Source organism: Kitasatospora sp. NPDC127116, from assembly GCF_042677365.1.
Taxonomy (GTDB): Bacteria; Actinomycetota; Actinomycetes; order Streptomycetales; family Streptomycetaceae; genus Kitasatospora; species Kitasatospora lactacystinica.
Window position 1 is genome coordinate 1 of the sequence record NZ_JBHXTL010000098.1, and the last position, 14,391, is coordinate 14,391.

Sequence of the window (14,391 nt, forward strand, 5' to 3'; positions counted from 1 at the left end):
GAGTACTGGTACCGCAACCTGCGGGAGACCGTCGAGTTCGAGCAGGCCACGGGGGCGTTGCTGGGGGAGGGCTTCCGGTTCTTCGTCGAGTCCAGTCCGCACGCGGTGTTGTCGGTTGCGGTGGGGGAGTCGGTGGAGGCCGCGGGTGTGGATGCCGCGGTGCTGGGGACGCTGCGTCGTGGGGAGGGTGGCCCGGCTCAGGTGCTGCGTGCGGTGGGTCGTGCGTGGGAGTGCGGGCTGGGAGTGGACTTCTCGGGTGCGTTCCCGGGGGCGCGGCGGGTGGACCTGCCGACGTACGCCTTCCAGCGAAGCCGCTACTGGCTCGACGTCCCGACCACGAGCTGGGACGTCGCCTCGGCGGGTCTCGCCACGACCGGGCACCCGCTGCTCGGTGCGGTGACGCAGGTCGCGGACTCCGACGAACTGCTGCTCAGCGGCCGGATCTCGCTGCGTACCCACCCCTGGCTCGCCGATCACGCGGTGTCGGGCGTCGTCCTCCTCCCCGGTACGGCCTTCCTCGAACTCGCGCTGCGCGCCGGGGCCGAGGCGGACTGCCCGGTGGTCGAGGAACTCACCCTCGGATCGGCCCTCGTGCTCCCGGAGGAGGGAGCCGTCCACCTGCAGCTCCGGGTCGCCGCGCCCGACGGCGACGGTCGGCGGAGGCTCGGCGTGTTCGCCCGCACGACCCGGGACGCCGACGCGCCCTGGACGGAGCACGCCACCGGCACCCTGGTGCCCCGGCCCGCCGGGGACCCGGCCGGAGCCGCGGCCGGTCTGCTGAGCTGGCCGCCGTCCGGTGCCGAACCCGTGGACACCGGCGACCTCTACGAGCGCTTCGCCGGGGCCGGCTACCACTACGGCCCCGCCTTCCGCGGCATCCGTGCCGCGTGGCTCCGCGACGGCGAGGTGTTCGCCGAGGTGGTGCTGCCGGAGTCGCAGCACGCCGACGCCGCCGGGTGCGTGCTGCACCCCGCGCTGCTGGACGCGGCCCTCCAGACCGCCGCACTGCTGCCCGACCAGGACGGCGGGGCCCGGTTGCCCTTCAGCTGGAACGGTGTGACCGGCGGGATCACCGGGGCCACCACGCTGCGGGTGCGGCTCGCCGCCGGCGCGCCGGACTCCGTGACCCTGCACGCCCACGACCTGTCGGGACGGCAGGTGCTCGGCGTGGAGGGCCTGCTGCTGCGGCCCCCGGCCGCGGGCGGGCCGCTCTCCGCGAACGCCCACGCCGACCTGCTGTACCGCCTCGACTGGACCCCGGCCGCCGACCCGGCCGACAGTGCCGTGCCCACCTGGGCCGCCCTCGGCGGTGCCGTCCCCGGCGCGGCGACGTTGCCGGACCTCGACGCCCTGGGAGCCGCGCTCGAAGCGGGCGCCGCCCTCCCCGAGGTGATCGTGGCGGCCGTCGCCACCGCCGACCTGCCCGACCCCGCCGACCGGGTCCGCGGCACCGCGCAGCGGGGCCTGGCCCTGGTACAGCAGTGGCTGGCCGACGAGCGGTTCGCCGAGGCCAGGCTGGCCCTGCTCACCAGGGACGCGGTCCGCACCGGACCGCTCGACCGTCCCGTCGATCCCGCCCAGGCCGCCCTGTGGGGCCTGGTGCGCAGCGCGCGGGCCGAGCACCCCGGGCGCTTCGTCCTCATCGACGCGGCCGGGACGGGCGAGCGGGCGGACGCCCTGCCTGCGGCGCTCGCCACCGGGGAACCCGAGCTGGCGTTGCGGACCGGCCTGCCGCTGCTGCCGCGGCTGGTCCGCGGCGGACGGCCGGACGGCACGCTGTCCCTGCCGGACGGCGCGGCCTGGCGGCTCACCACCGACGGCCGGGGCTCCGTGGAGGACATCGTGGCGGGGCCCGCGCCCGCGGCCCTCGCCCCGCTGGGCAAGGGCGAGGTGCGGATCGCGGTGCGCGCCGCCGGGCTGAACTTCCACGACGTCATCGCCGCGCTCGGCCTGGACCCCGACCCCGAACAGCAGGGCCTGGGCAGCGAGGGCGCCGGAACCGTCATCGAGGTCGGCCCGGGTGTGGACGACCTGGTGCCCGGGGACCGGGTGATGGGGATCTTCGGGGGCGCGTTCGGCCCGACCGCCGTCGCCGACCGCCGCACCGTCGCCCGGATACCGGCGGGCTGGTCCTTCGCCCGCGCCGCATCGGTGCCGGTGGTGTTCCTCACCGCCTACTACGGTCTGTTCGATCTCGGCGGACTGCGGCGCGGGGAATCGGTGCTGGTCCACGCCGCGGCCGGCGGTGTCGGCATGGCGGCGGTACAGCTCGCCCGGCACGCCGGTGCGCGGGTGTTCGCGACCGCCTCCCCCGCCAAGTGGGACGTCCTGGAGGCCGGCGGACTGGACACCGAGCACATCGCCTCGACCCGTTCCACCGACTTCGCCGAGAAGTTCCTGACGGCCACCGGCGGGCGGGGCGTCGACGTCGTACTCGACAGCCTGGCGCGGGAGTTCGTCGACGCCGGTCTGCGGCTGCTGCCGAACGGCGGCCGCTTCGTGGAGATGGGCAAGACCGACGTCCGCGACCCCGGGACGGTCGCCCGGCAGCACCCCGGGGTGCGCTACCGGGCGTTCGACCTGATGGAGGCCGGTCCGGAGCGGATCGGTGAGATGCTCGCCGACGTCCTGGCCCTGTTCGAGCAGGGGGTGCTGCGTCCCCTGCCCGTCACCGGCTGGGACGTCCGGCAGGCCCCGGCCGCCCTGCGCTCGCTCAGCCAGGCCCGGGGCGTCGGCAAGAACGTCCTGCTGCTGCCCGCTGCGCCGGACCCCGAAGGGACCGTCCTGGTCACCGGGGCCACCGGCACCCTGGGACGGCTCCTGGCCCGGCACCTGGTCGTCGCGCACGGCACCCGGCACCTGCTGCTGGCGGGCCGCCGGGGCGGATCCGCCGACGGGATGCCGGAGCTGGTGCGGGAACTGACCGGACTCGGGGCGTCGGTGACCGTCGCCGCCTGCGACGTCGCCGACCGCGCCGCGCTCACCGCCCTGCTCGGGTCGGTGCCCGCCGCGCACCCGCTGACTGCCGTCGTCCACGCGGCCGGTGTCCTGGACGACGCCACGATCGCCGGGCTGACGCCGGACCGGCTCGACCGCGTCCTGCGGCCCAAGGCGGACGCGGCGCTGGCCCTGCACGAACTCACCCGGGACCTCGACCTCGCTGCGCTGGTCCTGTTCTCCTCGGGCGCCGCCCAGTTCGGCGCGGCCGGGCAGGCGAACTACGCCGCCGCCAACGCGGTCCTCGACGCCCTCGCCGCCGAACGCCGGGCCGAGGGGCTGCCCGGCCTGTCCATCGGCTGGGGCCTGTGGGAGGAGCGCAGCGCGATGACCGCCGCGGTCACCGCGGGCCGGGGTGCCGGGGCGGGCGCGCTGACCTCGGCGGAGGGCCTCGCCCTGTTCGACGCGGCGCTGGACTCCCCGTACGCCTACCGGCTCGCGGCCAGGATCGCCCCGTCGGTGCTGCGGGCGGACGACCGGCTGCCCGCCGTGCTCCGCGGCCTGGCCCGCCCCGCCCGCACTGCCGCCGCCTCCGCCGCGGCACCGGCCCGCTCGATGGCGCAGCAGCTCGCCGAGCTGCCCGAGGCCGAGCTGCACCGGACCCTGCTCGACCTGGTGCGCGGCAACGCGGCGGCGGTGCTCGGCCACAGTTCGCCGAACCTGATCCGCCCGGCCCGCCCGTTCAAGGAGGTCGGCTTCGACTCCCTCACCGGGGTCGAACTGCGCAACCGGCTGGTGTCCTCGACCGGGCTGCGGCTGCCGGCCGCGCTGGTCTTCGACCACCCCACCCCGGAGGCACTGGCACGCCACCTCGCCGAGCGGGTCACCGCCGCCCGCCCGACCGGCGACGCGGCGGTCCGGGCCGGGCTCGACACCCTGGAGACCCTGCTCGACGCCCTGCCGCCGGACGGCGTCAGCGACGAACTCGCCGCCCGGATACGGGAAGTGCTGTCCCGCCCGCTGCCCGGCGGGACAACGGCCACCACCGCCCGCCCCACGGGCGACGTGGACGACCTGGCCCCCGACCTGATCGAGGCGGCCAGCGACGACGAGATGTTCGACTACATCGACCGGCAGCTGGGATCCGCATGACCAGGGCACCGTTCCGCGCACCCTGCGCGTCCCGCGCAGTCCGAGACGAGACCCGAGCAGCCCGAGACGAAAGCAGCGGTGTCCAGTGAGCGACCAGAGGATGCGCGACTACCTCAACCGGGTGACCATCGACCTTCGGGACACCCGGCAGCGGCTCCGGGAGGCCGAGGCCCGCACGAGCGAGCCGATCGCGATCGTGGCGATGAGCTGCCGCTTCCCCGGCGGCGTCCGCACCCCCGAGGACCTGTGGGAACTGCTCGCCGAAGGCCGCGACACCGTCGCGCCCGTCCCCGGCGACCGGGGCTGGGAGACCGTTTGGCCGTCCGGCGGCACCGTCCCCGGGCGGGGGGCGTTCCTGGACGGCGCGGCGGACTTCGACCCGGAGTTCTTCGGCATCTCGCCCCGCGAGGCGGTCGCGATGGACCCGCAGCAGCGGCTGCTGCTGATGGCGTCCTGGGAGGCCGTCGAGCAGGCCGGCATCGACCCGCTCACCCTGCGGGGCAGCCGCACCGGGGTGTTCGCCGCGGCCATCGACCAGGGGTACGCGACGCTGGGCTCCGGCGCCGCCGAAGCCGTCCAGGGGTTCCTGATGACGGGGAACTCGATGAGCGTGATGTCCGGGCGGGTGTCCTACGCGCTCGGACTCGAAGGCCCCGCCGTCACCGTGGACACCGCCTGTTCGGCCTCGCTGGTGGCGCTGCACCTCGCGGCGCGCGCCCTGCGGGCCGGGGAGTGCTCGCTCGCCCTCGCCGGCGGGGTCAGCGTGATGGCGCTGCCGGCGGTGTTCGTCGAGTTCAGCCGGCAGGGCGCGATGTCCGCCGACGGCCGCTGCAAGCCGTTCGCGGCGGCCGCGGACGGCACCGGCTGGGGCGAGGGCGTGGGGATGCTGCTGCTGGAGCGGCTGTCGGACGCGCGCCGCAACGGCCGTACGGTGCTGGCCGTGCTGCGCGGTTCGGCGATCAACCAGGACGGCGCCAGCAACGGCCTGACCGCCCCCAACGGCCCCTCCCAGCAGCGGGTGATCCGGGCGGCGCTCGCGGACGCGGGGCTGACGACGTCCGACGTGGACGCGGTGGAGGCGCACGGCACCGGTACCACCCTCGGCGACCCGATCGAGGCCGACGCGCTGCTGGCCACCTACGGCCAGGACCGGCCCGCCGACCGCCCGCTGTGGCTGGGGTCGCTGAAGTCCAACATCGGGCACACCCAGGCCGCCGCCGGAGTCGCCGGGGTCATCAAGACGGTGCTCGCGCTGCGGCACGGCGTCCTGCCCCGCACCCTGCACGTGGACGCGCCCACCCCGCACGCCGACTGGTCCTCGGGCGCCGTCGAACTCCTCACCGAGGCCCGCGACTGGCCCGCCGTCGACCGGCCGCGCCGGGCCGGGGTGTCCTCGTTCGGCATGAGCGGCACCAATGCGCACGTCGTCCTCGAACAGGCGCCGGAGCCGGAACCGGCCGACGGACCGGAAGCCGCGACCGACGGCCCGGACACCGCAGCCGGGGCGGGCGCGCCCGGGGCCGTGCTGCCCTGGGTGCTGTCCGGCCGCACCGCGTCCGCGCTCGGGGACCAGGCGGCCCGGCTGCGCGCCCGGCTCGCCACGGACGCGCCCGCACGGCCGGCCGACATCGGGTTCTCGCTGGCGACCACCCGGTCCGCTTTCGAACACCGGGCCGTGGTGATCGGCGACGGGCGCCCCGCACTGCTGGACGGCCTCGCCGCCCTGTCCGGGCCGGGCACGGACCTCTCCACCGCCCCGGCCACGCCCGCCGACGTCGTCGCGGGCACCGGCCGGGTCGTCGAGGGCCGGACGGCCCTGGTGTTCCCCGGCCAGGGCTCCCAGTGGGCCGGCATGGCGCAGGACCTGCTCGCCACCAGCCCCGCCTTCCGGGACCGCCTCGCCGCCTGCGACGCCGCCCTCTCCGCCCATGTCGACTGGCGGCTCCCCGCCGTCCTGGAGGGCGCGCCCGGGGCACCCTCCCTGGAACGGGTGGACGTGGTGCAGCCGGTGCTGTGGGCGGTGATGGTGTCACTGGCCGCGCACTGGGAGTCCTGGGGCGTCCGGCCCGACGCCGTGGTCGGGCACAGCCAGGGCGAGATCGCCGCCGCCGTGGTGGCGGGAGCGCTGAGCCTGGAGGACGGGGCGAAGGTCGTCGCCCTGCGCAGCCGGGCCATCCGGGCGCTGGCCGGACTCGGCGGCATGGTCGCGGTGTCCCTGCCCGAGGACCGGGTCCGCGCCGAGATCGCCCCCTGGGCCGAGAAGCTGTCGGTGGCCGCCGTCAACGGACCCGCCGCCGTGGTGGTCTCGGGCGAGACCCGGGCCCTGGCCGAACTGCTCGCCCACTGCGCCGCACAGGGCGTACGGGCCCGGTCCGTACCCGTGGACTACGCCTCGCACTCGGCCCAGGTCGAAGGGATCAGGTCCGAGGTGCTGGCCGCGCTGGCCGGCGTACGCCCGCTCCCGGCCCGGATCCCGCTGTTCTCCACCGTCACCGGCGACCGGCTCGACACCACGGTCATGGACGCCGACTACTGGTACCGCAACCTCCGCGGGACCGTCCGCTTCGAGGCCGCCGTCCGCTCCCTGATCGAACAGGGCCACGAGGTCTTCGTCGAGGTGTCGCCGCACCCGGTGCTGACCATGGCCCTCCAGGACACCGCCGAGGCCACCGGCGCCGAGGAGCCGCCCGTGGTCGTCGGCACCCTGCGCCGTGACGACGGCGGAGCGCGCCGGGCCCTGCGCTCGGCCGCCGAACTGTGGGTGGCCGGCGCGGCCGTCGACTGGTCCGCGGTGTACGCCGGCACCGGCGCCCGCCCGACCGCCCTGCCCGGATACCCCTTCCAGCTGCGGCGCCACTGGCTGGAGCCGGAGGCGGCGCCCGGCACCGGACCGGCCGCCGCCGACCCGCACGACACGGCCTTCTGGCACATGGTCGACCACGACGCCCCGGCCGAGATCGCCGCCCACCTCGCCGTCGACGAGGACGCCCTCGCCCCCGTCCTGCCCGCCCTGCGAGGCTGGCGCAAACAGCGGCGCGACGAGAGCGTCATCGACTCCTGGCGCTACCGCATCGGCTGGCAGCCCCTGCCCGACCCGCCGGCCGCCACCCCCGCCGCCGGCACCTGGCTCGTCGTCCTGCCCGCCGGACACGACGACGACGCACGGGTACGCGGCCCGCTGCTCGCCCTCACCGAAGCGGGCGCCACCGTCGTCACGGCCGGACCCACCGCCGACGCCGTCCGCCGTACGGACCTCGCGGACACGCTCGCCACCGCCCTCGGCGACCGCGTCCCGACGGGCGTGCTGTCGCTGCTGGCCGCCGACGACCGGCCCCACCCCGACCACCCGGCCCTGCCCACCGGGACGGCACTCACCGTCGCCCTGGTGCAGGCCCTGGGCGACCTCGCCCTCACCGCACCCCTGTGGTGCGCCACCGCCGGGGCCGTGTCCACGGGCCCGGACGACCCGGTCACCCACCCCCGCCAGGCACTGGTCTGGGGCACCGGACTGGTGGCCGCGCTGGAACTGTCCGCCCGCTGGGGCGGACTCATCGACCTGCCGCCGGACCTCGACGCCCGTGCCAGGACCCGCCTCGCCGCCGTCCTGACGGCCCCCGGAACCGGCCCGGACGGCCCCGGCCGCGAGGACCAGCTCGCCCTGCGCCCCACCGGTCTGCTGGCCCGCCGCCTCCGGCGCGCCCCCCGGAACGACGGCCGTACGACGCACTGGAAGCCCCGCGGCACCGTCCTGCTGACAGGCGGCACCGGAGCCGTCGGCCCGCACCTCGTCCGCTGGCTGGCCCGCAGCGGCGCCACCCACCTCGTCCTGCCCGGCCGCCGCGGCCCCCAGGCACCCGGCGCGGCCGAACTCGCCGCGGAACTGGCCGCCCTCGGCGTACGACTGACCCTGCCCGTCTGCGACCTGGCGGACCGTCGGGCCGTGGCGGAACTGCTCACCGGCCTGGACACGGCGGGCGACCCGGTCACCGCGGTCGTCCACGCGGCCGCGTTCGTCGCGCTCGCCCCCCTGGACGGCACACCGATGTCCGCGTTCGAACAGATCGTCGCCGCCAAGGCCGCCGGCGCCGAACACCTCGACGCCCTGCTCGACCGCGAACTCGACGCCTTCGTCCTGTTCTCCTCGATCGCCGGAGTCTGGGGCAGCGGCGACCACGGCGCCTACGCCGCCGCCAACGCCTACCTCGACGCCCTGGCCCAGCACCGCCGGGCCCGCGGCCTCACCGCCACCACCGTCGACTGGGGCATCTGGCAGGCCGAGAACCCCTTCCAGGACCGCATCGCCGGAGCGGACGCCGACCTGTTCAAACTGGAGCAGCACGGCCTGCCCCGGATCGCCCCCGACCTCGCGGTCCACGCCCTGCAACAGGCACTCGACGACGACGAGACCGTACTCGCCGTCGCCGACGTCGACTGGGAGCGGTTCGCCGCCGTCTTCACCTCCACCCGCCGCAGCCCGCTGCTCACCGGCATCCCCGAAGCCCGCCGCGCCCTGGAAGCCGCGACCGGCGACACGGAGGCACCCGCCGCCGCACTGCTGCGCCAACGGCTCGCCGCCCTCGCCGAATCCGAACAGCACCGCCTGCTGCTCGACCTGGTCCGCACCCACGCGGCAGCCGTCCTCGGCCATCCCTCGGTGGACGCGATCCGGCCCGGCACGGCGTTCCAGGACATGGGCTTCGCCTCCCTCACCGCGGTCGAACTCCGCAACCGGCTCAACACCGCCACCGGACTGCGGCTGCCGTCCACGCTGATCTTCGACCACCCGTCGTCCACCGCGCTCGCCCGGGAGATCCGCGCCGAACTGCTCGGCCGGCAGACCAGCGACCCGGACCCGGCCGCCCCGGACACCGCCGCGCACCCGCCCGCGCCCGACGACGAGCCGATCGCGATCGTGTCCATGGCCTGCCGCTTCCCCGGCGGCATCGGCACCCCCGAAGACCTGTGGCGCCTGCTCGCCGACGGCGGCGACGCCGTCTCGGACTTCCCCACCGACCGCGGCTGGGACGTCGAAGCCCTCTACGACCCCGACCCCGACCGCCCCGGCACCTCGACCACCCGGCGGGGCGGCTTCCTGCACGACGCCGCCGAGTTCGACGCGGAGTTCTTCGGCATCTCGCCGCGCGAGGCCCTGGCCATGGACCCCCAGCAGCGGCTGCTCCTGGAAACCACCTGGGAGGCGATCGAACGCGCCGCCATCGACCCGGCCGCCCTGCGCGGCAGCCGCACCGGAGTGTTCACCGGCGTCAACTACGCCGACTACGCGGCCGTCGTCGCCCAGTCGGAGGAAGGAGAGGGCCACCTGCTCACCGGCAGCGCACCCAGCGTCGTATCCGGCCGGGTCGCCTACACCCTGGGCCTCGAAGGCCCCGCCGTGACCATCGACACGGCCTGCTCCTCCTCACTCGTCGCCATGCACTACGCCGGCCGGGCCCTGCGCGGCGGCGACTGCTCCCTCGCCCTGGTCGGCGGTGTCGCCCTGATGGCGACCCCCGGCGCCCTGATCAGCTTCTCCCGGCAACGGGGACTCGCCGAGGACGGCCGCTGCAAGGCCTTCTCGGACGACGCGGACGGCATGGGCATGGGCGAAGGCGTCGGCGTCCTGCTGCTGGAGCGGCTGTCGGACGCCCGCCGCAACGGACACCCGGTACTGGCGGTGGTACGCGGCTCCGCCGTCAACCAGGACGGCGCCAGCAACGGACTCTCCGCCCCCAACGGTCCGTCGCAGCAGCGGGTGATCCGGGCGGCGCTCGCGGACGCGGGCCTGACGACGTCCGAGGTGGACGTGGTGGAGGCGCACGGCACCGGCACCACCCTCGGCGACCCGATCGAGGCGCAGGCCCTGCTGGCCACCTACGGCCAGGACCGGCCCGCCGGACGGCCCTTGCTGGTCGGCTCCCTCAAGTCCAACCTCGGCCACGCCCAGGCGGCATCGGGTGTGGCGGGGGTCATCAAGACGGTGCTGTCCATGCAGCACGGGCAGGTGCCCCGCACCCTGCACGTCAGCAGGCCCTCCGGCCACGTCGACTGGACGCGCGGAGCGCTGGCCCTCGCGACCGAGCAGCAGCCCTGGCCGTCCCACGGCCGCCCCTTCCGGGCCGGAGTGTCCTCCTTCGGCCTGAGCGGCACCAACGTCCACACCATCCTCGAACACACCCCCCTGGAGGACGACGGCCCGCCGGCCGAGCGCACCCCCCTGCCGGCGGTGCCCTGGCTGCTGTCGGCGAAGAGCCCGCAGGCACTGCGCCTCCAGGCCGACCGGCTGCGCCGCCACCTGGACGGCAACCCCGGGGCCGACCCGCGCGACATCGGATCCGCCCTGCACACGCGCACCGCCTTCGAGTACCGGAAGGCACTGGTCGGGGACCGGGACCAACTCCACACCCTGCTGGGCCGGATGGCCGACGACGACTCGGGAGCGTGGGACGGCGGTCGCCCGGTCGACGGCCGTTCGGTGCTGGTGTTCCCGGGTCAGGGTTCGCAGTGGGTGGGGATGGCCGCGGAGCTGTTGGCCGAATCGGCTGTGTTCGCGGAACGGATGGCGGAGTGCGGGCGGGGGTTGGCGCCTTACGTGGATTGGTCGTTGGCGGAGGCGCTGGGTTCGGAGGCGCTGCTGGCGCGGGTCGATGTGGTGCAGCCGGTGCTGTGGGCGGTGATGGTGTCGCTGGCGGAGGTGTGGCGTTCGTTCGGTGTGGTTCCGGACGCGGTGGTGGGCCACTCGCAGGGCGAGATCGCGGCCGCGGTGCTGGCGGGTGGTCTGAGCATCGACGACGGGGCGCGGGTGGTGGCGTTGCGTTCCCGTGCGGTGGGTGCGCTGGCGGGCCGTGGCGGGATGGCGTCGGTGCCGCTGCCGGTCGAGGCGGTGCGGGAGCGGATCGCGGGCCGGTTGTCGGTGGCGGCGGTGAACGGTCCGTCGTCGACGGTGGTGTCGGGTGACGCGGACGCGGCGGCCGCGCTGGTGGAAGAGCTCGTGGGTGAGGGTGTGCGGGCGCGGCTGATCGAGGTCGACTACGCGTCGCACTCCGCGCATGTGGAGGAGGTCCGTGAGCGCCTGCTGTCCGACCTGGACGGCATCACGCCTCTCGCGGGTTCGGTGCCGTTCTTCTCGACGGTGACGGGTGGTTGGTTGGACACGGAGGTCCTGGACGCCGAGTACTGGTACCGGAATCTGCGGGAGACGGTGGAGTTCGGGCAGGCCACGGCGGCGTTGCTGGGGGAGGGTTTCCGGTTCTTCGTCGAGTCCAGTCCGCATGCGGTGCTGGGTGTGGCGGTGGGGGAGTCGGTGGAGGCCGCGGGTGTGGATGCGGTGGTGCTGGGGACGTTGCGTCGTGGGGAGGGTGGCCCGGCTCAGGTGCTGCGTGCGGTGGGTCGTGCGTGGGAGTGCGGGCTGGGAGTGGACTTCTCGGGTGCGTTCCCGGGGGCGCGGCGGGTGGACCTGCCGACGTACGCCTTCCAGCGCAGCCGCTACTGGCCCGAGCCGGCGCCCACCGCGGCGGCCGATGTGGGCGCGGCCGGGCTCGATCCGGCCGACCACCCCGTCCTCGGAGCGGCCATCGAACTGGCCGACACGGGTGAACTGCTGCTCACGGGCCGGATCTCGCTGCGTACCCACCCCTGGCTCGCCGACCATGCGGTGGCCGGTACGGTCCTGCTGCCCGGCGCGGCCTTCGCGGAACTCGCGGTACGCGCCGCGGACGAGGCCGGCTGCCACACGGTGGAGGAACTGACGCTCCAGTCACCGCTGTTGATACCCGCCGACACCGCCGTCCGCCTGCAGGTTCGGGTCGGCGCCACGGACGCGCACGGCAGCCGCTCCCTGGACCTGTTCTCCTGCCGCGAGGACGCGGCGACCCCGCACTGGACCGCGCACGCGACCGGCACGCTCACCGCCGACGCCACGACCCGCGAGCCGTCGTCCTCGGCCGTACCGGACGACGCCGGCTCCTGGCCCCCGCCCGGCGCCGTCCCGATCCCCGTCGACGACCTGTACGAGCGGTTCCGTGCCTCCGGTTACGGCTACGGACCCGCCTTCCGCGGGCTCACCGCTGCCTGGCGCCGGGGCGACGAGATCTTCACCGAGGTACGTCTGCCTGAGGACCAGCACCGGTCCGCCTCCGCCTTCGGCGTGCACCCCGCCCTCCTGGACGCCGCCCTCCAGGGGCTGTTCCTGCGGGCCCGGCCGGACAGCGAATCGGGCGCGGACCGGCCGTCCGCCGGACTGCCGTTCTCCTGGAGCGGAGTCGGGCTGCACGCCTCCGGAGCCACCGCGCTCAGGGTACGGCTCGGCTTCCGGCCGGACGGATCGGTGTCGATCGACGCGACCGACCCGAACGGCCTCCCGGTCGCGTCGGTCGAGGCGCTCGCCGTCCGCCCGATCGACCTCGACACCCTCCGCCCGGGCGGCGGCCCGGAATCCCTCTACCGGGTGCAGTGGTCGGCGGTGCCCGCCACCGCACCCGCCGACCCCCTCGGACACTGGGCTGTCCTCGGCGGCCGGGAACTCTTCCCGGACAGCCATCCGGACCTGGCCGCGCTCGGTGCCGCGCTGGACGGGGGAGCGCCGTCGCCCGCCGCCGTGCTGGCCTGGTGCGACCACACCCCGGACCTTTCGTCCCCGCCCGGCGCCGGATCCGTGCACACCGCACTGGACGACGCCCTGCGGCTCGTCCAGGACTGGCTGGCCGACCCGCGGTGGGACGACGGCACCCGGCTCGTGCTCGTCACCCGGGGTGCGGTCTCCACGGCAGCCGGCGAGGAGGTCACCGACCTCACCGGCGCCGCGGTCCGCGGCCTCGTCCGCTCCGCCCAGTCCGAGCACCCGGACCGCTTCCTGCTGATCGACACCGACGACCCGGCCGCCGTGGCCGGCCTGCTGCCCCGGGCACTGGCCGGAACGGAACCCCAACTGGCGATACGCGGCGGAGAGCTCCTCGCCGCCCGCCTCACCAGGGCCACCGTCGCCACGGACCCGGACCGGAACCCGGACCCGGACACACCGTCCGGTATCGCCGCGGCCGGGGGAACCGTCCTCGTCACCGGGGCCGGCGGCGCGCTCGGCGGCCTGGTGGCAGAGCACCTCGTGACCGCGCACGGCGTACGGAACCTGCTGCTCGTCGGCAGGCGCGGCACGGACGCCCCGGGCCTGGCCGACCTCGCCGCCGAACTGCGCGGCCTCGGCGCCCGGGTGGACGTGGAGGCCTGTGACGTCGCCGACCGGGACGCGCTCGCCGCGCTGCTCGCCGGCATCCCCGCCGACCGCCCGCTGAGCGCGGTCGTCCACGCGGCCGGCGTCCTGGACGACGGGACGATCGAGTCGCTGACCCCCGGGCGGATGCGCCACGTCCTGCGGCCCAAGGTCGACGCGGCCCTCAACCTGCACAACCTCACCCGTGACCTGCCGCTGTCGGCCTTCGTCCTGTTCTCCTCCGCGTCCGCCACGGTCGGCAACGCCGGGCAGGGCAACTACGCGGCCGCCAACGCCTTCCTCGACGCGCTCGCCCAGCACCGCCGTGCCCTGAAACTGCCCGCCCAGTCGCTCGCCTGGGGCCTGTGGGCGCGCCGCAGCACCATGACCGGCACGCTCACCGCCGCCGACCTGCGGCGGATGTCCCGGGGAGGCACCGCGGCCATCGGCAGCGAAGAGGGCCTGGCCCTGTTCGACGCGGCGCTCACCCTGGACGAACCGCTGCTCGTCCCGGTCAAGATCGACCTCGGCCGGCTCCGGACGGCAGCCCGGACCGGACCCGTCCCGGCCCTGCTCGCCGCCCTGGTCCCCGGTACCGCACGCCGCCCCGCCTCCGGGGCGGACGCCGCCGAAGCGGACTCGCTGCGCCGCCGGCTGACCGGCCTCACCCCGGAGGAACGCGTCGCCACCCTGCTCGACCTGGTACGGAGCCGGGTCGCCGACATCCTCGGCCACGGCGGACCCGAGGCCGTCGACCCGGACCAGGCGTTCAAGGACCTCGGCTTCGACTCGCTCACCGCGGTCGAACTCCGCAACCGGCTCGGCGCCGCCACCGGCCGCCGGCTGCCCGCCACCCTGGTCTTCGACCACCCCACCCCGGCCGCCGTCGCCGCCCACCTCACCGGGCGCCTGGTACCCGACGGGCCGGGCGACCCCGCCCGCACCGGGAGGGCCGCCGGGGCGCACCTCGCCGACCGGCCGGAGACACCGGACACGCCGGCTCCCGCCGCCGACATCAACGCGATGGCCGTCGACGAACTCGTCCGGATGGCCCTGGGCGGCGAACGTGACTGACCGACAGCCGCAGAAGGAGAAGCCCA

General features: G+C 75.8%; 2 protein-coding genes. Both read left to right on the top strand.

Annotated features, from left to right (window positions below):
• A partial coding sequence (locus tag ACFVHV_RS31060; protein WP_380355432.1) for an SDR family NAD(P)-dependent oxidoreductase occupies nucleotides 1–4,089 on the top strand: 4,089 nt, incomplete at its 5' end.
• Between the two features lie 85 nt (nucleotides 4,090–4,174).
• A complete protein-coding gene (locus ACFVHV_RS31065; RefSeq protein WP_380355435.1) occupies nucleotides 4,175–14,365 on the top strand; it encodes a type I polyketide synthase in 10,191 nt (3,396 codons plus the stop codon).
• Nucleotides 14,366–14,391 lie beyond the last annotated feature (26 nt).